The organism is Sphingomonas abietis (genome assembly GCF_027625475.1).
GTDB lineage: Bacteria > Pseudomonadota > Alphaproteobacteria > Sphingomonadales > Sphingomonadaceae > Solisphingomonas > Solisphingomonas abietis.
The window spans coordinates 1,125,303-1,146,502 of the sequence record NZ_CP115174.1; the positions used below are offsets into that span (position 1 = coordinate 1,125,303).

18 protein-coding genes are annotated in these 21,200 nt (G+C 67.7%); 10 read left to right on the plus strand and 8 right to left on the minus strand.

The features are described from left to right. Positions 1 to 48: 48 nt before the first annotated feature. The gene (locus tag PBT88_RS05445; protein ID WP_270078206.1) at positions 49 to 2,124 is read left to right on the plus strand and encodes a protein-disulfide reductase DsbD family protein; all 2,076 of its coding nucleotides are present in this window, start codon (positions 49 to 51) and stop codon (positions 2,122 to 2,124) included. Between the two features lie 146 nt (positions 2,125 to 2,270). On the opposite strand, the gene PBT88_RS05450 is transcribed toward PBT88_RS05445, so the two are convergent. Together PBT88_RS05450 and PBT88_RS05455 are read right to left on the minus strand one after the other, a co-directional pair. Next, entirely contained in the window at positions 2,271 to 3,908 is a 1,638-nt protein-coding gene (locus PBT88_RS05450) for an amidohydrolase (protein ID WP_270079186.1), read from the minus strand. A 179-nt stretch (positions 3,909 to 4,087) separates the two neighbouring features. Beyond that, positions 4,088 to 4,954 carry an NAD(P)-dependent oxidoreductase gene (locus PBT88_RS05455; RefSeq protein ID WP_270078207.1) on the minus strand — a complete coding sequence of 289 codons (867 nt, stop codon included), beginning with the start codon at positions 4,952 to 4,954 and terminating at the stop codon, positions 4,088 to 4,090. Between the two features lie 60 nt (positions 4,955 to 5,014). On the opposite strand from PBT88_RS05455, the gene PBT88_RS05460 reads away from it, so the two are divergent. The 6 genes from PBT88_RS05460 to PBT88_RS05485 all read left to right on the plus strand — a co-directional run bounded on the left by PBT88_RS05460 (position 5,015) and on the right by PBT88_RS05485 (position 11,311). Next, the gene (locus tag PBT88_RS05460; RefSeq protein ID WP_270078208.1) at positions 5,015 to 6,265 is read left to right on the plus strand and encodes a threonine ammonia-lyase; all 1,251 of its coding nucleotides are present in this window, start codon (positions 5,015 to 5,017) and stop codon (positions 6,263 to 6,265) included. 167 nt (positions 6,266 to 6,432) lie between these two features. Continuing rightward, a complete protein-coding gene (locus PBT88_RS05465; RefSeq protein ID WP_270078209.1) occupies positions 6,433 to 7,230 on the plus strand; it encodes an arginyltransferase in 798 nt (265 codons plus the stop codon). Positions 7,231 to 7,321: 91 nt separating this feature from the next. Further along, positions 7,322 to 8,800 (plus strand): circularly permuted type 2 ATP-grasp protein, encoded by a 1,479-nt coding sequence (locus tag PBT88_RS05470; RefSeq protein ID WP_270078210.1) that lies wholly within the window; start codon positions 7,322 to 7,324, stop codon positions 8,798 to 8,800. Further along, positions 8,800 to 9,735, plus strand: coding sequence for an alpha-E domain-containing protein (locus tag PBT88_RS05475; protein WP_270078211.1), 936 nt, complete (start codon positions 8,800 to 8,802; stop codon positions 9,733 to 9,735). Before PBT88_RS05470 ends, PBT88_RS05475 begins: the two co-directional genes overlap by 1 nt. Then, a complete protein-coding gene (locus PBT88_RS05480; RefSeq protein ID WP_270078212.1) occupies positions 9,735 to 10,568 on the plus strand; it encodes a transglutaminase family protein in 834 nt (277 codons plus the stop codon). The genes PBT88_RS05475 and PBT88_RS05480 overlap by 1 nt, the downstream gene beginning before the upstream one ends. A 38-nt stretch (positions 10,569 to 10,606) precedes the next feature. Further along, a complete protein-coding gene (locus tag PBT88_RS05485) occupies positions 10,607 to 11,311 on the plus strand; it encodes a peptidase (RefSeq protein WP_270078213.1) in 705 nt (234 codons plus the stop codon). Positions 11,312 to 11,318: 7 nt separating this feature from the next. On the opposite strand, the gene PBT88_RS05490 is transcribed toward PBT88_RS05485, so the two are convergent. From PBT88_RS05490 to PBT88_RS05500, 3 genes are all read right to left on the minus strand, one after another. Continuing rightward, the gene (locus tag PBT88_RS05490; RefSeq protein WP_270078214.1) at positions 11,319 to 12,086 is read right to left on the minus strand and encodes a YkgJ family cysteine cluster protein; all 768 of its coding nucleotides are present in this window, start codon (positions 12,084 to 12,086) and stop codon (positions 11,319 to 11,321) included. Between the two features lie 80 nt (positions 12,087 to 12,166). Further along, positions 12,167 to 13,699, minus strand: coding sequence for a 2-polyprenylphenol 6-hydroxylase (gene ubiB / locus PBT88_RS05495; RefSeq protein ID WP_270078215.1), 1,533 nt, complete (start codon positions 13,697 to 13,699; stop codon positions 12,167 to 12,169). Further along, entirely contained in the window at positions 13,696 to 14,430 is a 735-nt protein-coding gene (locus PBT88_RS05500) for a class I SAM-dependent methyltransferase (protein WP_270078216.1), read from the minus strand. The genes ubiB and PBT88_RS05500 overlap by 4 nt, the downstream gene beginning before the upstream one ends. Positions 14,431 to 14,490: 60 nt before the next feature. Between PBT88_RS05500 and mutM the strand changes: the two genes are divergently transcribed. From mutM to dnaA, 3 genes are all read left to right on the plus strand, one after another. Further along, entirely contained in the window at positions 14,491 to 15,303 is an 813-nt protein-coding gene (mutM, locus tag PBT88_RS05505; protein WP_270078217.1) for a bifunctional DNA-formamidopyrimidine glycosylase/DNA-(apurinic or apyrimidinic site) lyase, read from the plus strand. Positions 15,304 to 15,408: 105 nt separating this feature from the next. Further along, on the plus strand, positions 15,409 to 15,672 hold the full coding sequence (gene rpsT / locus PBT88_RS05510) for a 30S ribosomal protein S20 (protein WP_270078218.1): 264 nt from the start codon (positions 15,409 to 15,411) through the stop codon (positions 15,670 to 15,672). 416 nt (positions 15,673 to 16,088) lie between these two features. Beyond that, complete coding sequence (gene dnaA, locus PBT88_RS05515) at positions 16,089 to 17,495, plus strand: chromosomal replication initiator protein DnaA (protein ID WP_407696519.1); 1,407 nt, start codon at positions 16,089 to 16,091, stop codon at positions 17,493 to 17,495. Positions 17,496 to 17,640: 145 nt separating this feature from the next. Here the strand turns inward: dnaA and PBT88_RS05520 are convergent, their stop codons facing one another. The 3 genes from PBT88_RS05520 to murJ form a co-directional block, all read right to left on the minus strand. Next, complete coding sequence (locus PBT88_RS05520; protein ID WP_270078219.1) at positions 17,641 to 18,321, minus strand: DUF4136 domain-containing protein; 681 nt, start codon at positions 18,319 to 18,321, stop codon at positions 17,641 to 17,643. 94 nt (positions 18,322 to 18,415) lie between these two features. Then, positions 18,416 to 19,438 carry a tryptophan--tRNA ligase gene (gene trpS, locus PBT88_RS05525; protein WP_270078220.1) on the minus strand — a complete coding sequence of 341 codons (1,023 nt, stop codon included), beginning with the start codon at positions 19,436 to 19,438 and terminating at the stop codon, positions 18,416 to 18,418. Between the two features lie 33 nt (positions 19,439 to 19,471). Beyond that, complete coding sequence (gene murJ / locus PBT88_RS05530; protein ID WP_270078221.1) at positions 19,472 to 21,073, minus strand: murein biosynthesis integral membrane protein MurJ; 1,602 nt, start codon at positions 21,071 to 21,073, stop codon at positions 19,472 to 19,474. Positions 21,074 to 21,200: the final 127 nt, after the last annotated feature.

A 21,200-nucleotide genomic window follows, 5' to 3' on the forward strand; every position in this document is an offset into this window, starting at 1 on the left:
GGTTCGGCCGCTTCGATCGAAGCACGGCAGAACGGATCAAGGATGGCGATGACGGTGCTGCGTTTCTGGATGATGACACTCGCGCTCGTGCTGGGCTTCGCAGGCCCGGCGCGCGCTGAGCTTGGCGGTGGCGCCCCCCATCTCACCGCCGCGCTGGTGCCTGAGAGCAGCACGCCCGCGGCCGGCCAACCGACCACGCTGGCGATCCTGATGACGCCGCAGCCGGGCTGGCACGGTTATTGGAAGACGACGGGCGACACCGGCTTTCCGATGAAGATCGACTGGACGTTGCCCAAGGGCGCGAAGGCGGGCGATCCGGCCTATCCGGTGCCGGGCACGCTCGTCATCGCCGGGCTGATGAACCATGTGTACGAGAAGCCCTATGCGCTGCTGGTGACGCTCGACGTGCCGGCGGGGCTCGCCAACGGCACAACGCTGCCGGTGTCGGCCAAGCTCGACTATCTGGTCTGCTCGGCGACCTTGTGCGTGCCCGAGAGCGCGACCGTCTCGACGACGCTCCACATCGGCGACGGTGCGCCCGACGCGACGTCCACCGCGCGCTTCGATGGCTGGCGCAAGGCGCTGCCGCGGCCGCTCGGCTCGCCGGTGACCTTTGAGACCCAGGCCGGCCAGTTCCGCCTCGCCGTGCCGCTGCCCGCCTCGGTGGCGCTCGCCCAGCCGCATCTGTTCGCGGTGACCGAGGGGGCGCTCGATTATGCCGCGCCGCAGAGCTTCTCGCGCGACGGCGATACGCTGGTGATCGCCACCAAGGCGGGCGCCACCCCGCCGAAAAGCTTCGACGGCGTGCTGTCGCTGGGCGACGGCACCGGCCTGTCCTTCACCGCCGCGCCGGGCGCGGTGCCGGTCGCCGGCAGGCCGATCGGATCGGAGGCGACCGCCCCCGATGCGAAGCATGGCACGCTGGCGCTCGCCCTGATCGCGTTGGCCGGCGCGGTGCTGGGCGGGCTGATCCTCAACATCATGCCCTGCGTCTTCCCGATCCTGAGCCTCAAGGCCCTCAGCCTCGCCCGCGCCGGCGGCGAGGAGAAGCAGGTGCGCCGCGAGGCGCTGGCCTATGCGGCGGGCGTGATTCTCGTCTGCGTGGCGCTGGGCGCGCTGATCCTCGGGCTGCGCGCGGCGGGCACGCAGGTCGGCTGGGCGTTCCAGTTGCAGAATCCGGCCGTGATCTTCGTGCTGGTGCTGCTGGTCAGCGCGATCGCCTTCAACCTCGCCGGGCTGTTCGAGCTGGGCACGGTGAGCGCAGGCTCCGATCTCGCCGGCAAGGGCGGCCTCGCCGGCGCGTTCTGGACCGGCGCGCTCGCCGCCTTCGTGGCGACGCCCTGCACCGGGCCGTTCATGGCGGCGGCGCTCGGCGCCGCGCTGGTGCTGCCGGTGGCGGCGGCTCTGCTGGTGTTCGCGGGGCTGGGCTTCGGGCTGGCGCTGCCCTTCCTGCTGCTCGGCTACGTGCCGGCGTTGCGCAAGATGCTGCCCAAGCCCGGCGGCTGGATGGAGACATTCCGCCATATTCTGGCGGTGCCGATGTTCCTGACTGCGCTCGGCCTCGCCTGGGTGCTCGGCAACCAGACCGCGGCGGACGGCGTGGTGCTGGCGATCGGCGCGGCGATGCTGCTGGCGATCGGCCTGTGGATGACGGGGCTGCGCCAGCGCGGCTTCAAGCGTGCGGCATGGGCGCCGGCGACGGTCGCGCTGCTGCTCGCGCTGGGCGGGATCACGCTGCTGCCCAGGCATCAGGCGCAGGCGGCCGAAGCGGGGGTTGCGGCCGCGCAGCCCTTCGATCCGGCGAAGCTGGCGGCGTTGCAGGCGGCGGGCAAGCCGGTGTTCCTCTATTTCACCGCCGACTGGTGCCTGTCGTGCAAGGTCAACGAGAAGGCGGCGATCGAGCGTGCCGAGACGCAGGACGCCTTCGCCAAGGCCGGCGTCACCACGATGATCGGCGACTGGACCGATGGCGACGCGACGATCGGCAAGTTCCTGGAGGCGCATGGCCGCTCGGGCGTGCCGCTCTATCTGTGGTACGCGCCGGGCAGCGCCACGCCGAAGGAGCTGCCGCAGATATTGACGCCGGGGCTGCTGGCGGGGCTGGCGGGCGCGTCCCGCTCCTGACGGAAGCCCCGCGAAGCTGGGTACGGATAGCTTAGAGCCGTTCGTCCTGAGCTTGTCGAAGGATGTGCCGCAGGCGGTGCGCGTGGGGCACGCACTTCGACAAGCTCAGTGCGAACGGATTATCGGCGATTATAGTAGGCAAATGCCTATTTCTTCACCCACACCCGCGTGCCGCCGATCCAGGTCTCCAGCACCTGGGTATGGCGGACTGCCTGCGCATCCTGCGTGGTCAGCGGATCGGTGTCGACCAGCACGAAGTCGGCCATGTGGCCGGGCTCGAGCGAGCCGATGCGGTCCTCCGCCTGCGCCGCGAACGCCGCGCCGCTGGTGAAGGCGGCCAGCGCCTGCGGCATGGTGATCTTCTCCTGCGGCTGCCATCCACCGGCGGGCTGGCCTTGCGCATCCTCGCGGCTGACCGCGGCGGCGAGGCCGGGGAAGGGGTTCGGGCTCTCGACCGGATAGTCCGACCCGAAGGCGAGCGGGACATGCTCGGCCGCCATCGTCGCCCACGCATAATCGCCCTTGAGGCGATCGGCGCCGAGGCGCTTTTCCGCCATCTGCCAGTCGCTGGTCTCATGGGTCGGCTGCATCGAGGCGATGATGCCATTGTGGGCGAAGCGCGGCAGGTCGGCCGGATCGACGATCTGGGCATGTTCGATCCGCCAGCGGCGATCGCCCTTGTAGGTCTGCGCCAGCTCCTCGATCGAGGACAGCACCTCGTCATTGGCGGCGTCGCCGATCGCGTGGACGGCGACCTGGAAATTGTCCATCGCCGCGCGGCTCATCAGATTCTTGAGCTTGGTGTCGTCGAGCAGCGAGGTGCCGCGGGTCGAGGGCATGTCGGCATAGGGCTTCTTGAGCCACGCCCCGCGCGATCCGAGCGCCCCGTCGGCGAACAGCTTGACCCCGACCATGCGGAGATGGCCGTCGTAGAGCCACGGCGTCGGCCCGTTGCCGGCCACCGACAGCGTGGTGTCCACGCCCATGCCGTAGCTGACGATGCGTACCCGGATGGCGTTGGCGTCGCCGGCGCGGCGCAGCACGTTCCAGTCGTCCAGCGTGGTGCCCATGTCGCAGGTCGCGGTGATGCCGTAGGAGAGCAGCGCCTGCTGCGCGGCGCGGAAGGCGTCGTCGCGCTCGATCGGTGCGGGCTGCGGCACGGCCCGCAGGATCAGATCGCGCGCGGCATCGACGAACACGCCGGTCGGCTTGCCCTTGGCGTCGCGCTCGATATGGCCGCCGGGCACGTCCTTGGTGGCGGCCGAGATGCCCGCCGCCGCCATCGCCGCCGAATTGGCGACGAGCGCATGGCCATCGACCCGCTCCAGCACCACCGGCCGTTCGCGCACCGCGAGATCGATGTCGGCGGCGGTGGGGAAGCGGCCGAGCTTCCAGATCTCCTGGTTCCAGCCGCCGCCCTGGATCCAGGCCGGGTTGGGGTGCTTGGCGGCATAGTTGGCCAGCCGGGTCTGCGCATCGGCGAGGCTGGTGGTGCCGACCAGATCGACATGGGTGAGCGCGAAGCCCAGCTCCATGACGTGGCCGTGCGCGTCGATCAGCCCGGGCAGCATCGTGCGGCCATGGCCGTCGAGCCGGAAATCGAGCCATTCGGGGCGCTTGTCGCCGGGCTGGAGCAGCGCCTTGACCTTGCCGTCCTTGCCGATCAGCAGGCCGTTGAAGCGCTTGACGCTGCCGTCGCGATCGATGGTGTAGCCGTTGACGTCATCCAGCAGGCCACCCTCGGTGGGCGGGGCGGGGGCGTATTTGGGCGGCTTCTTGGCCATCGCCGGCGTGGGCGAGGCGAGCAGCGAGAGGATCGCGACGCCGGCCATCGCCGCCGCGCGCCATATCGCCCGTTCGTCCCGAGCGAAGTCGAGGGACGGAGAACGGGCGTCGCGCTTGGGGTACGTACCTCGACTGCGCTCGGCACGAACGGATGGGCTGGAAGAGGTGGCGCCGCCGCTCACTTGCCGAGCCTCGTCAGCAGCGCGGAGATGTCGTGGCGGCCGCCACCCGCCGCCTGCACGTCGGCGAAGAACTGGTCGACCAGCGCCGCGACCGGCAGCGGCGCGCCGTTGCTGCGCGCCTCATCGATGGCGAGGCCGAGATCCTTGCGCATCCAGTCTACCGCGAAGCCATAATCATATTTGCCTTCCCGCATCGTCGTCCAGCGGTTGGTCATGTACCAGCTCGATGCGGCGCCTCCCGATATCGCCTCGAACGTCCTGTCGAGATCGATGCCGGAGGCCTGGGCGAAGCGCAGCGCCTCGGCGACGCCCTGCATCGCGCCGGCGATCGCGACCTGGTTGACCATCTTGCAGGTCTGCCCCGCGCCCGATCCGCCGATATGGACCATGCGCGCGGCATAGGCCTGCATCAGCGGCTGCGCAGCCTCGAAGCTCTTCTTGGTGCCGCCGCACATGATCGAGAGCGTGCCCTTCTGCGCGCCGATCTCGCCGCCCGAAACGGGGGCGTCGAGCACCAGGAAACCACGATCCTTGCCCTCGACACCGAGCTGGCGTGCAATCTTGGCCGACACGGTTGTGTGATCGACAAACAGCGCACCCGGCTTCATCGTGCGGAAGGCGCCGTCATGGCCGAGCGTGACCTCGGCGAGATCGTCGTCGGTGCCGACGCAGGAGAAGATGGCCTCGGCGCCATCCGCCGCCTCCGCCGCGCTGGCGACGGCCCGGCCGCCATGGGCCTGGACCCAATCCTCCGCCTTGGCCGGGCTGCGGTTGTAGACGGTGAGGTCGTGGCCGGCAGCCGCGAGATGACGGGCCATGGGCGCACCCATCACGCCCAGTCCGAGATAAGCCAGTTTTGCCATAGGGGCGGGGGCATAACCCACCTTCCTTGCCACCGCCAGATGGTCTAGGCCGCGCCCACTATGGCAACCGCAGAAGCAACGCTCCGCCCGCAGGATCACCCCGCCGTCACGGTGGCGGATATTCGCATGGCGCACGAGCGCATTGCGCCCTCGATCGTCCGCACCCCGACGCTCCATTCGATCACGCTGTCGAAGCTGACCGGCGCCAATGTCTGGCTGAAGTTCGAGAATCTCCAGTTCACCGCCGCCTATAAGGAGCGCGGCGCGCTCAACAAGCTGCTGCAGCTGACCGACGAGGAGAAAGCGCGCGGCGTGATCGCGGCGTCGGCCGGCAACCATGCCCAGGGCCTCGCTTATCATGGCGCCCGGCTCGGCATCCCGGTGACGATCGTGATGCCCAAGCCGACGCCGACCGTGAAGGTGCAGCAGACCGAAGGCCATGGCGCCGAGGTGATCATGTTCGGCGAACGCTTCGACGACGCGCAGGCCCATGCCTATGAGGTCGCGGCGGAGCGTGGGCTGGTGTTCGTCCATCCGTTCGACGATCCGGCGATCATCGCCGGGCAGGGCACCGTCGCGCTCGAAATGCTGGAGGACGTGCCGCAGATCGACACGCTGGCGATCCCGATCGGCGGCGGCGGGCTGATCTCGGGCTGTGCGACGGCGGCCAAGGCGATCCGGCCGGATCTCGATGTCGTCGGCGTGCAGGCCGAGCTCTATCCGTCGATGTTCGCGAAGCGCAACGGCCTCGATCTGCCGAGCGAGGGCGATACGCTGGCCGAGGGCATCGCCGTCAAGTTTCCCGGCCGGATCACCTTCGATATCGTCCAGGCGCTGGCCGACGACATCGTGCTGGTGTCCGAACGCGATCTCGAAAAGGCGCTGTCGCTGCTGCTCCAGATCGAGAAGACCGTGGTGGAGGGTGCCGGTGCTGCCGGTTTGGCGGCGCTGCTCGCGCACCCCGAGCGCTTTGCCGGCAAGAATATCGGCCTGGTGCTGACCGGCGGCAATATCGACACGCGCCTGCTCGCCAACGTGCTGCTGCGCGATCTGGCGCGCTCCGGCCGGCTCGCCCGCCTGCGCATCCGTTTGCAGGACCGCCCCGGTGCGCTGTTCAACGTGGCGCGGGTGTTCGACCAGCAGCAGGTCAACATCATCGAAATCTACCACCAGCGCGTCTTCACCACGCTTCCGGCCAAGGGGCTGATCACCGATATCGAGTGCGAGACGCGCGATGCCGGTCATCTCGACCGGCTCGTCGCCGCGCTGGCGGCGGAGGGCTATGAAGTGAGCCGCGTCGAGCTCGCCTGATCGCGCTTTTTGAGACTTATCCACAGGCTGCGCGTTTTCGGGACATGTTTCGTGGGGAAACGGTCCCGTTAACGTTCTTTTAAGACTTGGCGACTCTTCCCCCCGTGCAACTCTTGCCGCATAAAGATGTTGGCAACCATGTTCGGGATGAGAGGACGGCCACGACAGTGAGTGCACCTTTCCGTTTTCCAAGGTTTTTCGTGACCACGCCGAGCCCTTGCCCGTATCTGCCGGGCAAGATCGAGCGCAAGGTGTTCACCGAACTGGCTGGTCCGCACGCCAGCGAACTGAACGATGCGCTGGGTCGCATCGGTTTTCGTCGCTCGCAATCGGTGGCCTATCGGCCGAGCTGCCAGAACTGCACCGCCTGCGTGTCGGTGCGCGTCGCGGCGCTCGAGTTCAAGCCGAACAAGAGCCAGAGCCGGATGCTCAAGGCGCATGCGGATCTCGTCGTTTCCGCCTGCAAGCCGTGGACGACCGAGGAGCAGTTCGCACTGCTGCGCGATTATCTCGGCTCGCGCCATCCCGGCGGCGGCATGGCCGACATGGACGAGTTCGATTTCGCCGACATGGTCGAGCAGACCCCGGTCAAGAGCTTCGTCATCGAATATCGCGAGCCGACGACCGATGGTCGGCCCGGCAAGCTGGTCGGCGCCTGCCTCACCGATCAGCAGGGCGATGGCCTGTCGATGATCTACAGCTTCTTCGATCCGCATCACCCGGATCGCGATGGCCTCGGCACCTTCATCATCCTCGATCATATCCGGCGTGCGCAGGCGGCGAAGCTGGCCTATGTCTATCTCGGCTACTGGGTCGAGGGTTCGGCGCGGATGCAGTACAAGACCCGCTTCAAGCCGATCGAGCGGCTCACCGCCGCTGGCTGGCAGCGTTTCGATCCGCCGTCGCAGCAGCCGGTGCCGGCACAGCGCGAGCCGCTGCCCGCCAAGGACCGCGTGATCGGCTGAATATCCGCAGGAGGCCGGATTTGCCTCTTGTGCGCCGCAAAAAAGGTCGTCAGTCTGCCATAGAACCGACATGAATTCGGATCGGAGGGCGATGCGAAATCCTGCGTTCGACGAAGTATGGGGTGAAGGCGGCGACACATCGTCTCGCCCGGGATTCGAGGCACTTGCGGCCTGGATCGCGGAAACGCCCCCGCAAGAATTTGACCGCCGGCAGCAGGCTGCCGAGGCCGCGTTCCGGCAATTGGGCATCACCTTCGCGGTCTATGGCGAGGATGAGGCGGCGGAGCGGATCATTCCCTTCGATATCGTCCCCAGGATCTTCTCCGCATCCGAATGGAAGGGCCTGAAGATCGGGCTCGAACAGCGGGTCCACGCGATCAACGCCTTCCTCTCCGACGTCTATGGCGAGCGGAAGATCATCGCCGACGGGATCGTGCCGGCCGAACTGGTGCTGGCCAATCCGCAATTCCGCCCGCAAGTCGCCGGCGTCCGGCCGCCGCACGACGTCTATGCCCATATCTGCGGCATCGACATGGTGCGAACCGGGCCGAACGACTTCTTCGTGCTGGAGGACAATGCCCGCACCCCGTCCGGCGTGTCCTATATGCTGGAAAATCGCGAGGCGATGATCCGGCTCTGCCCGGAATTGTTCGAGATGTTCCCGGTCGAGCCGGTCGACGACTATACCGACCTGTTGCTCTCGACGCTGCGCTCGGTGGCGCCGCATGGGCGCGGCAGCGAGCCGGTGTGCGTGCTGCTCACCCCCGGCCACTATAATTCCGCCTTCTACGAGCACAGCTTCCTCGCCGATGCGATGGGGATCGAGCTGGTCGAGGCGGCCGATCTGGAAGTGGACGACGATATCGTCTGGATGCGGACGATCGACGGGCGGGTGCGGGTCGACGTGATCTACCGCCGGCTCGACGACGACTATATCGATCCGCTCGTCTTCAAGCCGGATTCGATGCTCGGCGTGCCCGGCCTGATGGCAGCCTATCTGCGCGGCACCGTCACGCTCGCCAATGCGCCCGGCACCGGCATCGCCGACGACAAGGCGATCTACAGCTACATGCCGGAGATCGTGCGCTATTACACCGGCTCGGACGCCAAGCTGCCCAATGTCGAGACGTGGCGCTGCCGCGAGCCGCAGGCGCTGAAATACACGCTGGAGCATCTCGACGAGCTGGTGGTGAAGCTGGTCGATGGATCGGGCGGCTATGGGATGCTGGTCGGGCCGACCGCGTCCAGTGCCGAGATCGAGGCGTTCCGCGCCGCCCTCAAGGCCGAGCCGCACCGCTACATCGCGCAGCCGACGCTGGCGCTCTCGACCGTGCCGACCCTGACCGAGAAGGGCGTGGCGCCGCGCCACGTCGATTTCCGGCCCTTCTGCCTGAGCGGCGCCGATGGGGTGAAGATCGTGCCGGGCGGTCTGACCCGGGTCGCGCTGCGCGAGGGCTCGCTGGTGGTCAACAGCAGCCAGGGCGGCGGCACCAAGGACAGCCTGATCCTCGCCGATCGCCCGCGCCGCCGTGGCGCCGGGCCTGAACCGCTCCGGGTGGGGGCCGACTGATGCTTTCGCGTACCGCTTCGTCGCTCTACTGGCTCGGCCGCTATATCGAGCGCGCCGAATTCACCGCCCGCCTGATCGAGGCGACGATCCGGCTCGATCTGCTGTCGGCGCGCCCGGCGGGCGAGGGGGCGTGGGAAAGCGCGCTCGCCGTCGTCTCGGCCGAGGACAGCTTTTGGTTCACCGGCGAATCGATCAGCCCCGATTCGGTCAGCCGCTATCTGGCGCTTAGCCAGCAGAATGCGAGCTCGATCCGCTCCTGCCTCGATGCGGCGCGCTCCAACGCCAAGTCGGTGCGCACCGCGCTCACCCGCGAAGCCTGGGAGGCGATCAACCGCGCCTGGCTCGGCGTGCGCGACTGCAAGGTCAGCGACGGCACGCCGGCGGCGCTGGCGATGATCGAGAAGCTCAAGGCGGAGGCGCGCGGCTTCGAGGGCGCGCTGCACCGGATGTTGCGCAACGAGGCCAGCTTCTTCGTGCGGCTGGGCGCCGCGATCGAGCGGGCCGACAACACCGCGCGGCTGATCGACGTCAAATATCATCTGCTGCTGCCGGAGGGCGAGAAGGTCGGCGGGCCGATCGATCGCGACCAGTGGACGACGATCCTCCACACCGTCTCGGCGGTGACGGCCTATCGCTGGCTGTATCGCGAGGGTCTGCGCCCCGGCCATGTCGTCGACCTGCTGGTGCTGCGGCACGAGATGCCGCGCTCGATCGCGGCCTCGGCCGATGAGGTGGTGCAGAATCTCAATGCGATCGGCCGTCGCCTCGGCCGGCAGGGCGAAGCCGACCGGATCGCGCGCGTCCGCCAGCTGATGATCAATCGCTCGACGGTCAACGGCATCATCGCCGGCGGCTTGCACGAATTCCTCCAGGCCTTCATCAGCGACAATGCCCGCCTCGACCAGGCGATCGCCCAGCAATTCCGGTTCCAGTGATGCGCCTCAGGATCGAATATCGCACCCATTATGCCTTCAGCCAGCCGCAGCGGCGGCTGGTGCAGCTGCTGCGCGTCACCCCGCCGAGCTTCGACGGGCAGGCGGTGATCGACTGGCATGTCGAGGTGGATTGCGACGCCCGCCTCAAGCGCAGCCGCGACGGCTACGGCAATGAGGTGACGATGCTCTATGTCGACGGGCCGATCGACCGGATCGCGCTCACCGTCGGCGGCGAGGTGCTGACCGAGGATCGGGCCGGGATGGTGGCGGGCGCGCCCGAGCCGCTCCCCATCGAGCTGTTCCTGCGGCCGACCCCGCAGACCGAGGCCGATGCCGGGATCATCGCCTTCGCGGACGACATCGCCGAGGCGGCCGCCGATCCGCTCAGCCGGCTGCATGCGCTGTGCCATGCACTTCACCGCCAGATCGTCTTCGATACCGGCAATGGCGATCCCCATCGCGGTGCCGCCGCCGCCTTTGCGGAAGGGCGGGGGGTCTGCCAGGATCATGCCCATATCTTCTGCGCGGCGGCGCGCGTGCTGGGCTATCCGGCGCGCTACGTCTCGGGGCACCTGCTGCGATCGGACGGCGAGACCATCCAGCCGGCGGCGCACGCCTGGGCGGAGGCCCATGTTGATGGCTATGGCTGGATCGGTTTCGATGCCGCCAACGGCATGTCGCCGACCGACGCCTATGTCCGCGTCGCCGTCGGTCTCGATTATCGCGACGCCGCGCCGCTCGCCGGAATGCGCGTCGGCGGCGGTGGCGAGACCATGCATGTCGAGGTTGCGGTTGCGGAAACCGGCGGACAGCGTCAAAATCAGGCGCAATGACTTATTGCGTAGGAATGCTGGTCGAGGCGGGACTCGTCATGATCGCCGATACCCGCACCAATGCGGGCGTCGACGATATCTCGGTCTATCGCAAGCTGCACATGCTGGCCGATTCGCCCGATCGGCTGGTGTTCGCCATGTCGGCCGGCAATCTCTCGATCACCCAGGCGGTGCTGGCGAGCCTCGCCGAGGGGCTGCCGTCTGGCGATCCCGATCTGCCGGTGCGGACGGTCGCCAACGCGCCGTCGATGTTCCGGGTGGCGCAGCTGGTCGGCGAGGCGGTGCATGAGCAGCGCGCGGTGATCGCCAAGGCGCTGGAGGAATCGCAGCTGGCGCCCTCCGCCTCGATGCTGCTCGGCGGCCGGATCGGCGATGGCCCGCTCAAGCTGTTCCGCCTCTATTCCGAGGGCAATTTCATCGAATGCCAGAAGGAGCAGCCGTTCCTCCAGATCGGCGAGATGAAATATGGCAAGCCGATCCTCGATCGCGCGCTGCAATATGACACCGAGCTGTCGGAGGCGGTGAAGGTCGGGCTGATCTCGTTCGATTCGACGCTGCGATCGAACCTCGCGGTCGGTCGCCCGCTCGATCTGGTGGTCATTCCGGCCGATCCGCAGGGCCATGTCGTCCAGCGCCGGATCGGGGTGGACGACGCCTATTTCAACGATCTGTCGGCGCGCTGGTCGCTGATGCTGAACGAGGCGCGCGCGACGATCCCCGATCCGCCCTTCATGCTGGGCTGACCGTCGCTCAGCCGGCCGGGAAGAAGCCGATATAGTCGGAAGCCCCGGCGTCTCCGTCCGCCGCCAACAGGGATTGGGCGCCGGCGGCCTCGAGCATCGCGATAGTCGCCGAGCGGTTCGATGCCACCGTCCAGGCGACGGATCTAAACGGCCGTGCATTCTCCAGCCCGGCGAGGGCGGCGCGTAACGCGGCCGGGTTGGGACTATGGGCGACATAGCCTTCGTTGCCCAGCGCCGCGACCGCGATGCCGAGATCGGCGCAGAGCCGCTCCTTCGCCCGGCCATCCTCGATCGAGGTGGCGCGCGCCGCCGCGACGATCGCCACGGTTTCGGGCGCGACCGCCTCGCCATTGCGGGCGAGCAGCGGGTTGGCGTCGTTCCAGGCCTCGGGCGGGCAGGCCTTGCCGGCGGGCTTGAGCACCGCGAACGGGTTCATCTCGGCCGGATAGATGCGACAGACGCGCGGCCGCTCCGCATAATTGCCGCAGCGCATGTCGGGCAGCAGGAACGGGCAGGGGCCGGCGAAGGCCGCGACCAATGTCACCATGATCCGCACCGGCAGGCCGCCGCTCTGCGCCGCGAAGGTCCGGGCCCGCCGATAATGGCCGAGCGCGTCGCCGTCCGCCGGTTCCTCGGGCCACGGATGGGCCTCGCACATCAGCTGCACGGTGCCGCCCTTGTCCAGCCAGAGCCGCGCTTCGGCGAGGCTGAGCGGCAGGCGCAGGCCGTGGCAGCATTGGCCGCACATCGTGCAATCGAAATGAAGATCGCCCATCGCACGCCTCTCGCCGGGCCGAGGCCGGCCTCCTGCCTGGCTTCGGTCTCCGAACGTCCGTGGTTACAGCGAAAGCGCGATCAGACGAACCACATAACGAACGCGCCGGCGGCGGCGGCGGCGATCGCGGCGACGGCGGCATAGCGCCAGCCCCCGCCGACGCGGATCACCTGCACCTCGGGCAAGGGCGGCGGTGGCGGCGCGGCGCCGGGCGCCGGGAAGGCGCGATCGATGCGCTCGATCAGATCGGGCACGCGGCGGATCAGCCGGCCGATCTCCAGCATCCGATCGGCGAGAAAGGCTTCCGGGCCGAGTTCGCCGCGCAGCCATTCGCGCACGAACGGGGCGGCGACGTCCCACATGTTGATGTCGGGATCGAGGCTGGTGGCGACGCCCTCGACCATCACCATCGTCTTCTGGAGCAGCAGCAGATGCGGCTGCACCGGCATGTCGAAATCGCGGGTGATCGAGAACAGCCCGTCGAGCATCTGCCCGATCGAGATGTCCTTGACCGGCAGCCCGCGGATCGGCTCGCCCACCGCCCTGAGCGCGGTCGCGAACTCGGCGAGATTGTGGTGGGAGGGGACATAGCCCGCCTCGAAATGAATCTCGGCGACGCGCGCGTAATTGCCGGTGATCAGGCCGTGGAGGATCTCGGCCAGCCACAGCCGCGCCTGGCGGTTGATCCGCCCCATGATGCCGAAGTCGATCGCCGCCAGCCGGCCATCGGCGAGCGCGAACAGATTGCCCTGGTGGAGGTCGGCATGGAAGAAGCCGTCGGCGATCGCCTGGCGCAGGAAGACGCGGACCAAGGTGCCCGCGATCAGCCGCGGATCATGCCCGGCGGCGACCAGCGCGCTGCGGTCGGAGAGCTTGACGCCATCCAGCCATTCGAGCGTCATCACCCGGCGCGCGGTGCGCTGCCAGTCGATATGCGGGACGTGGAAGCCGGGTTCGGCCTCCATCCCGCGGGAGAGTTCGGACGCGGACGCCGCCTCGCGGCGCAGATCGAGTTCGCGCGCGGTCCACTGCTTGAAGGTCGCGACGACGAGGCGCGGGCGCAGGCGGGCGATCTCGCCGGCCATGCCCTCGGCCTGTGCGGCGGCCCATTCATAGGTGTCGATGGCGCGGGCGAAATCCTGTTCGACGCCGGGGCGCAGCACCTTGACCGCGACATGGCGGCCATCGGTGGTGACGGCGCGGTGGACCTGCGCGATCGACGCGGCGCCGACCGGCTTTTCGTCGATCGAGGCGTAGAGTTGCTCGATCGGGCGGCCGAGCGCCTGCTCGATCGACGCCTTGATCAGCGGGAAGGGGACCGGCGGCACCGCATCCTGCAGCCGGTAGAGATCGATCGCCGCCGCCTCGCCGACCAGATCGGGCCGGGTCGCGAGCGCCTGGCCGAATTTGATCGCGGCGGGGCCGATCGCCTCCAGCGCGTCGGCGTAGCGCGGCTCCTTCGGCACGCGCGCGCCGATCCGGGCGATGCGGACCAGGCGGCGCAGCGGCGCCGGCGTCAGCGGATCGCGCTCGATGCCGATCAGCGCGCCGTGGCGGGCGAGCGTCCGCCCCCAGCGCAGCAGCCGGGACAGATGGACGGCGGTGGAGGTCAAATCTTCCAGCCGCTGTGGATCGCCACCAGCCCGCCCAGGATCGGCTCGACCTTCGCCTGCACGAAACCGGCCTCGCCGATCATCGCCTTGAAGGTCGGCATGTCGGGGAAGCGGCGGATCGATTCGATCAGATAACGATAGCTGTCCTCGTCATGCGCGACGAGCTTGCCGATCTGGGGCACCAGCTTGTGCGAATAGGCGTCGTAGACCTCCTTGAAGCCCGGCCAGGTCGTCGTCGAGAATTCCAGGCAATAGAAGCGCCCGCCGCGCTTCAGCACCCTGTGGGCCTCCCTGAGCGCCTTGGGGATGTCGGTCACGTTCCGGATGCCGAAGGCGATGGTGTAGGCGTCGAACTGCTTGTCGCCGAAGGACAGCGTCTCGGCATTCTCCTCGGCCCAGAGCAGACCGTCGAGGCCCTTCTTCTTGGCGCGCTCCATGCCGACGCCGAGCATCGACGGGTTGATGTCTGCCACCGTCACGTCGGCGCCCTGCTTGGCCATGCGGAAGGCGATGTCGCCGGTGCCGCCGGCCATGTCGAGGATCGCCTCGCCCTGGCGCGGCTTCACCCGCCGGACGAACTGGTCCTTCCACAGACGATGCATCCCGCCCGACATCGCGTCGTTCATGATGTCGTAGCGTTGCGCCACGCGGGCGAACACGTCGCCCACCATCTTGGTTTTCTCTTCGGGGGCTACTTCGCTGTAGCCGAACGAGACGGTATCGTTGGTCATGCCTTGGCGCTTAGCCTTGGCTTGTGGCGGGCGCAATTCGATCCTAGCTGTAGACGCGAAATGCCCGAGCTTCCCGAAGTCGAAACCACCGTGCGTGGGCTGGAGAGCGTGCTCGACGGCCAGGTGCTCACCCTTGTGGAGACGCGCCGTGCCGATCTGCGCCGCGCCTTCCCGCCCGATCTGCGCCAGCGGCTGACCGGCGCGCGGGTGACGGGGCTGGGGCGGCGGGCCAAATATGGCCTCGTCCACACCGATCGCGGCGACACCATGGTGTTCCATCTCGGCATGTCGGGCCGCTGGCGGGTCGACCCCGACGCGCTGGGCACGCACGACCATCTCGTGCTGGAGACCGAGGAGGGCAGGCGGCTGTCGCTGGCCGATCCGCGCCGCTTCGGTTCGGTCGACCTGCTCGAGACCGAGCGGCTGGCCGCATGGCCGGCCTTCGCCGCGCTCGGGCCGGAGCCGTTGGGCGACGATTTCCACGCCGCGCAACTGGCGGCGGCGCTCCACGGCCGGATCGCGCCGATCAAGGCGATGCTGCTCGACCAGCGGATCGTGGCGGGACTCGGCAACATCTATGTGTGCGAGGCGCTCAACATCGCGCGAATCCCGCCAACTAGGCCGGCGGGCAAGGTCTCCAGGCCGAAGCTGGTCGCGCTGGTCGAGGCGGTGCGCGCGGTGCTGACCGAGGCGATCGCCGCCGGCGGATCGACGCTGCGCGATTATGCCCGGCCCGACGGCGAACTCGGCTATTTCTCCAAGCAGTTCCGCGTCTATGGCCGCGAAGGCGAGGCCTGCCCGTGCGGCGGCGTGGTCGAACGGCGGATCGATTCCGGCCGATCCACCTTTCATTGCCGCGCCTGCCAGCGTTGACGGCGGGAACAGTTGACGAATCTCCCCGGCATCAGTAGAGGCCGCGTCTTCCCGGTGCGGGTCCGCCTGTGCCGCCATCCCTTTTGAGCAGGTTCGAGGACACACATGGCGAACACGCCGCAAGCCAAGAAGCGCATCCGGCGCAACGATCGTCGCAAGGTCATCAACGGAGCGCGCGTCAGCCGTATCCGTACCTTCATCAAGAAGGTCGAAGCCGCGATCGTCGCCGGCGACAAGGACGCCGCCGCGACGGCGCTGAAGATCGCACAGCCCGAGATGCAGCGTGGCGTGTCCAAGGGCGTGCTGCACAAGAACACCGTGGCGCGCAAATATTCGCGCCTGACCAAGGCGGTCGCTTCGCTCGGCTGAGCGACCCGTTAACCATTGGTCTTAAAGGCCCGCCGGTCCCCGTGATCGGCGGGCCTTTTGCATGACAAAAGCATGACCGAGGAAAGTCGAGCATTTCCCGCGATTCGCGCGATATGACCGTTTAGCGAAAAAGTTAATGCGCTGAAAAACCCCGGAAAATGGGGGTTTTACCGGAATCCGCCACCTTTGGCTGTCAAGCGTGTATATTTCAGTCGGGTGACGGTTCTTCGCTTGCCCGGGGGGCGCCCGGCTTCCTAGAAAGACCCTCCCGGCGACGTCGAATCGCTTCGACATTTCTGCCGGGGACCAAATTTTTTAGTGCCATCCATAGCCGGGGCACGGGGGTGTTTCCGGCGCTGGGGAAGTTATGTCTGCATGAGGTCCGGAACTCGGATTTCCGGACGGGGGAGAAGTGCGTGAACCAGGCTGTCGGGACGGTGGGAGCGATGCATGTCACGATCGATGATCCAATCGAACTGGCGTGGGAATCGATCCGCTCGGGCCTGCGCCGCGATTGTGGCGCCCGCACCTTCGACAATTGGCTGAAGCCCTCCCGCCTCGCCGGCTTCGACGAGGATGAGGGGCTGGTGCAGATCGCACTCCCGTCCGAGTTCATGGCGAACTGGGTGGACACCCATTATGGCGAGCGCCTGCTTCACGCATGGCGCGCGCATCTGCCGCAGGTCCGCCGCGTGACGGTGTCCGCCGGCATCGATTCGGTGAAGCCGGCGCTGTTCACCGTCGCCCCCGTGATCGAGCCGGAGCAGGACGATTCGGTCGAGCCGACCGGCACCGTCGAGGGCATCCAGCTCGAGGCCCGCTACACCTTCGACAGCTTCGTCACCGGCAAGGCCAACGAAGTCGCCTACAACGCCGCGCGCACCGTGGCGGAAGGCGGCGCGCTGACCTTCAACCCGCTGTTCCTCCATGGCGGCACCGGGCTCGGCAAGACCCACCTGATGCACGCGATCGGCCATGAATATCGCCGCCATGTGCCGAAGGCGAAGATCGTCTACATGTCGGCCGAGAAGTTCATGTTCGAGTTTGTCGGTGCGCTGCGCGCCAAGGACACGCACAACTTCAAGCAGCGCCTGCGCTCGGCCGACCTGCTGATGATCGACGACGTCCAGTTCATCGCCGGCAAGGACTCCACCCAGGAGGAGTTCTTCCACACGATGAACGAGATCATCTCGGCCGGTAAGCGGCTGGTGATCACCGCCGATCGCTCGCCGCAGGATCTGGAAGGGATCGAAGCCCGTATCCTCTCGCGGCTGAGCTGGGGGCTGGTCGCCGACGTCAATCCGGCCGACTTCGAGCTTCGCCTCGCGATCATCTCGCGCAAGCTCGAGAGCATGCCGCAGGTCAGCGTCTCGCAGGAGGTGCAGCTGTTCCTCGCCAAGCGGATCGCGTCCAACGTCCGCGAACTGGAAGGCGCGCTCAACCGCGTGATCGCTTACGCGATGCTGTCGAACCGGCCGATCGACGTCGCCTTCGTGGAGGAGACGCTCACCGACGTGCTGCGTGCCCACCAGCGTCGCATCACCATCGACGAGATCCAGCGCAAGGTGTCGGACCATTTCCGCATCCGCCAGTCCGAGATGACCTCGGCCCGGCGCGCGCGCGAAGTCGCCCGGCCGCGCCAGATCGCGATGTATCTCGCCAAGCAGCTGACGCCGCGTTCGCTGCCCGAGATCGGCCGTCGCTTCGGCGGGCGCGATCACACCACGGTGATCCACGCGGTCAAGCAGATCGAGAAGCTCCGCAAGGCGGATGCCGAGATCGATGCCGACGTGCGCCTGCTGCTGCGCCAGCTGGAAGGCTGATCCCGCGTCGATGAATGGCGCGCCGGCACGGGCGCGGCATAACGAACCGGGGCCGAGCGCTACCGCCGCCGCCGGCACGTGACGGACACACAAAAAAGGCGCCCGGTCTGGGACCGGGCGCCTTTCCTGTGCCTTGTCCGGACGGTCAGGAAGCCTTGGGCTTCTGGCGCGGCGGGATGGTGATGCGGATGTCCTGCCCCGAATTGCCGGGGAAGCCGGTGAACATCGCGTCGATCAGGTTCGGGACGAGCTGGGTCAGATCGTCGGTGGTCGAATGGGCGCGGGCGCGACCCTCGAACAGCCGCTTGCCGTCGGACTGGGTGATCGTCATGGCGAGCGAGCTGGAATAGATGGTGTAGCTCTCGACGTCCGGGCAACCGAACGGGCTGTAGGGATCGCCCCAGCCATAGCCCCAGCCGCGACCGCCCCAGCCGCCGCCCCAACCGCCCCAGCCACCGAAGCCGCCGCCCCAGCCGCCACCCCAGCCACCGCCGAAGCCGCAGTTGAAGCCGGGCGTGGTCGTGACCTTCTGCTGGCCGCGATCGACGCCGTAGCCGAGCTGGACGATCATGTCGGCAGCGCCACCCGGCGCGGCCTCGCGATAGCCGATCTGGGTGAGATGGGCCGCCGCCTCATTGGCATAGGTCGCGAATTCCAGACCACCGCGATCGCGCGCATTGAGCGGCTCGATCCGGAAGGTCTGGCCCTGCGGCGCGGGAAGCCGCTGGAAGCGCGAGACGTTGGCATGGAAATTCGTGGCGCAGCCACTGACGCCCAGCAGGGCGATCGGGGCAGCAACGGAAAGCAACAGGCGTTTGATGGTCATGGACGTGCCTCAGTCGCGGAGGATTCCGCATGTCAGGACGTGACGGCCACTCCTCCGCCAACTGTGCTGAATATGCGTTGAACGTATCGACCTGTCATCGAGTTTCGCGTGTCAGCCCCAAAGAAGCGTAGGCGACGGCGACGACCGGCTCGGCCGCGGCGCGGGCCTTGGCGGCGCCATGCGCGAGAATGCGGTCGAGTTCGCCCGGATCGCGCTCGAGTTCGCTGAGGCGGGCGGAAATCGGCCCCAACGTCTCCACCACCAGCTCGGCGAGCGCCGGCTTGAACGCGCCGAAGCCCTGGCCCTCGAATCGGGCCAGCACGTCGGCCGCGCCGGTATCGGCGAGTGCCGCATAGATGCCGACCAGATTCTTCGCCTCGGGTCGCCCCTCCAGGCCCGCCGGATTGGCGGGCAGGGGGTCCGCATCGGTCTTGGCCTTGCGGATCTTGGCGGTGATCGTGTCGGCATCGTCGGTGAGGTTGATGCGGCTCATGTCCGACGGATCGGACTTGGACATCTTGGCGCTGCCGTCGCGCAGCGACATGATCCGCGCGGCGGAGGCCGGGATCATCGGCTCGGGCAGCACGAACAGTTCGGTCTCGTAATCGGTGTTGAACTTGGTCGCGATGTCGCGGGCGAGTTCGAGATGCTGCTTCTGGTCCTCGCCGACGGGAACGTGGGTGGCGCGGTAGATCAGCACGTCGGCGGCCTGGAGCACCGGATAGGCGAACAGCCCGATCGAGGCGCCCTCGCGATTCTTGCCGGACTTTTCCTTGAACTGGGTCATGCGGTTCAGCCAGCCGATCCGCGCGGTGCAGTTCAGGATCCAGCCGAGTTCGGCATGGGCGGAGACCGCCGCCTGGTTGAACAGCGTCGATTTCGCCGGATCGACGCCGGCGGCGATCAGCGCGGCCGCCATCGAGCGGACGTTCCGCGCCAGTTCCTTCGGATCGTTATAGACCGTGATCGCATGGAGATCGGCGAGGAAGAAGAAGCATTCCCCGCCTTCGCGCGCCACCTCGTCCTGCATCCGCACCCAATTGCGGATCGCCCCCAGATAATTGCCGAGGTGAAGGTTTCCGGTGGGCTGGATGCCCGAGACTACACGTTTGGTCATGGACCGGGCGTGTCGCCCAGCGGTCAGCTCAGGTCAAGCGCCGCCTGCCGGCGCCCGCCGTCGCCGCAGCAGCGCCTTGGTCTCCTGCCAGTCGAACGCGCCGAACAGGAAGGCGCAGCCGAAATAGCAGGCGCAGGCCGGGACGATCAGCAGCAGCAGCGCCTCGATCCGGGCGAGGAGGTCGCCCCCGGCGTGCGCGGCGGTCCACGGATCGAGCCACAAAAGCAGCGCCGCCATCGCCAGCGTGGCCAGCAACAGGCGAACCGCACGGCGTTTCAGCTGCGCGTCGATGCTGAAATGGCCGCGCCGGTGCAGCACCCAGTAGAGCAGGCCGACATTGATCCACGCGCAGCTCGCACCCGAGATGGCGAGCCCGACATAAGAGAGGTTGGTGCCGAACACGAAGAACAGGTTGAGCGCCATGTTGCAGGCCATCTCGGCCATCGCGATCCGCACCGGGGTCTTGGTGTCGGCCCGCGCGTAGAAGCCCGGCGTGAACACCTTGATGAGAATGTAGGCGGGCAGGCCGCAGGAGAAGGCGGTGAGCACGGCCGCCGAGGCGTGGGTGTCGTGCGCGGTGAAGGCGCCGGTCTGGAACAGCGCGCGGATCATCGTCGTCGCGCCGATCATCAGCCCGGCGGTGGCGGGCAGGGTGAGCAGCAGTGACAATTCGATCGCGCGGTTCTGGGTGTGGATCGCGGCCTTGCCGTCGCCGGCGCCGATCTGGCGCGAGATCACCGGCAGGATCGCGGTGCCGACGCCGATGCCGACCAGTGCCAGCGGCAGCTGGTTCAGCCGGTCGGCATAATAGATGTAGGACACCGAGCCCGAGGGCAGGAAGCCCGCCGCCAGCATGGTGATGACGAGCAGGTTGAACTGGATCGCGCCGGCGCCGATCGCCGCCGGCCAGATGATCGCCAGCAGTTTCTTCACCTCGGGATTGAGCGTCGGCCGCTTGAGCCGGAGCGTCACGCCGGCCGATCGCGCGGCGAGGATCAGCCAGATCAGCTGCGCCACCCCCGATACCGTGACCGCGATCGCCTGGGTATGGGCGATGTCCGTCGGGGTGTTGCCCCGGAAGAACACCAAGGCCGCGATCATGCAGATGTTGAGCAGCACCGGCGCCGCCGCATTCACCCAGAAGCGGTTCATCGAGTTCATGATGCCGCCCATCAGCGACACCAGGCTGATCAGCGCCAGATAGGGGAAGGTGATCTGGGTCAGCTGGACGGCGAGGTCGAATTTCTCGGGGCCGCCGCCCTCCTTGAAGCCGAAGGTGATCAGCCAGACGATCGGCCGCGGAAAGGCGATCATGATCGTCGTGAACATGGCGAGGAAGGGGAACAGCACCGAGAGCACATTCTCGGCGAAGCGCAGCCCCTCGGGCAGCCCCTCGTGACCTTCGGCCTCGGCCTGGCCGACGACGCGGTTGAACATCGGCACGAAGGCGGCCGAGAAGGCGCCCTCGGCGAACAGCGCGCGGAACAGGTTGGGCAGCCGCCACGCGACCAGGAAGGCGTCGTTGGCGAAGCCTGCGCCGACGAAATGCGCCATCAGCTGATCGCGCACGAAGCCGAGGACGCGGCTGACCAGGGTCAGCCCGCCGATCGTCGCGGTGTTCCTGACGAGGCTCACGCGAGGAGCGCCATCGCCAGGGTTAGGCCATGAGCCTCGATACCGTTCGTCCTGAGCATAGTCGAAGGACGTGCTGCACGCGCTGCATTCGGGGCACGTCCTTCGACAGGCTCAGGACGAACGGTCA

What these genes read in the sequence shown, in the direction of transcription:
- PBT88_RS05445 (WP_270078206.1), top strand. Translation starts at nt 49, where the DNA reads ATGACGGTGCTGCGTTTCTGGATGATGACACTCGCGCTCGTGCTGGGC.
- PBT88_RS05475 (WP_270078211.1), top strand. Translation starts at nt 8,800, where the DNA reads ATGCTTTCGCGTACCGCTTCGTCGCTCTACTGGCTCGGCCGCTATATC.
- PBT88_RS05470 (WP_270078210.1), top strand. Translation starts at nt 7,322, where the DNA reads ATGCGAAATCCTGCGTTCGACGAAGTATGGGGTGAAGGCGGCGACACA.
- PBT88_RS05500 (WP_270078216.1), bottom strand. Translation starts at nt 14,430, where the DNA reads ATGACCAACGATACCGTCTCGTTCGGCTACAGCGAAGTAGCCCCCGAA.
- PBT88_RS05485 (WP_270078213.1), top strand. Translation starts at nt 10,607, where the DNA reads ATGATCGCCGATACCCGCACCAATGCGGGCGTCGACGATATCTCGGTC.
- PBT88_RS05450 (WP_270079186.1), bottom strand. Translation starts at nt 3,908, where the DNA reads ATGGCCAAGAAGCCGCCCAAATACGCCCCCGCCCCGCCCACCGAGGGT.
- mutM (WP_270078217.1), top strand. Translation starts at nt 14,491, where the DNA reads ATGCCCGAGCTTCCCGAAGTCGAAACCACCGTGCGTGGGCTGGAGAGC.
- PBT88_RS05490 (WP_270078214.1), bottom strand. Translation starts at nt 12,086, where the DNA reads ATGGGCGATCTTCATTTCGATTGCACGATGTGCGGCCAATGCTGCCAC.
- PBT88_RS05480 (WP_270078212.1), top strand. Translation starts at nt 9,735, where the DNA reads ATGCGCCTCAGGATCGAATATCGCACCCATTATGCCTTCAGCCAGCCG.
- PBT88_RS05460 (WP_270078208.1), top strand. Translation starts at nt 5,015, where the DNA reads ATGGCAACCGCAGAAGCAACGCTCCGCCCGCAGGATCACCCCGCCGTC.
- PBT88_RS05455 (WP_270078207.1), bottom strand. Translation starts at nt 4,954, where the DNA reads ATGGCAAAACTGGCTTATCTCGGACTGGGCGTGATGGGTGCGCCCATG.
- trpS (WP_270078220.1), bottom strand. Translation starts at nt 19,438, where the DNA reads ATGACCAAACGTGTAGTCTCGGGCATCCAGCCCACCGGAAACCTTCAC.
- rpsT (WP_270078218.1), top strand. Translation starts at nt 15,409, where the DNA reads ATGGCGAACACGCCGCAAGCCAAGAAGCGCATCCGGCGCAACGATCGT.
- PBT88_RS05520 (WP_270078219.1), bottom strand. Translation starts at nt 18,321, where the DNA reads ATGACCATCAAACGCCTGTTGCTTTCCGTTGCTGCCCCGATCGCCCTG.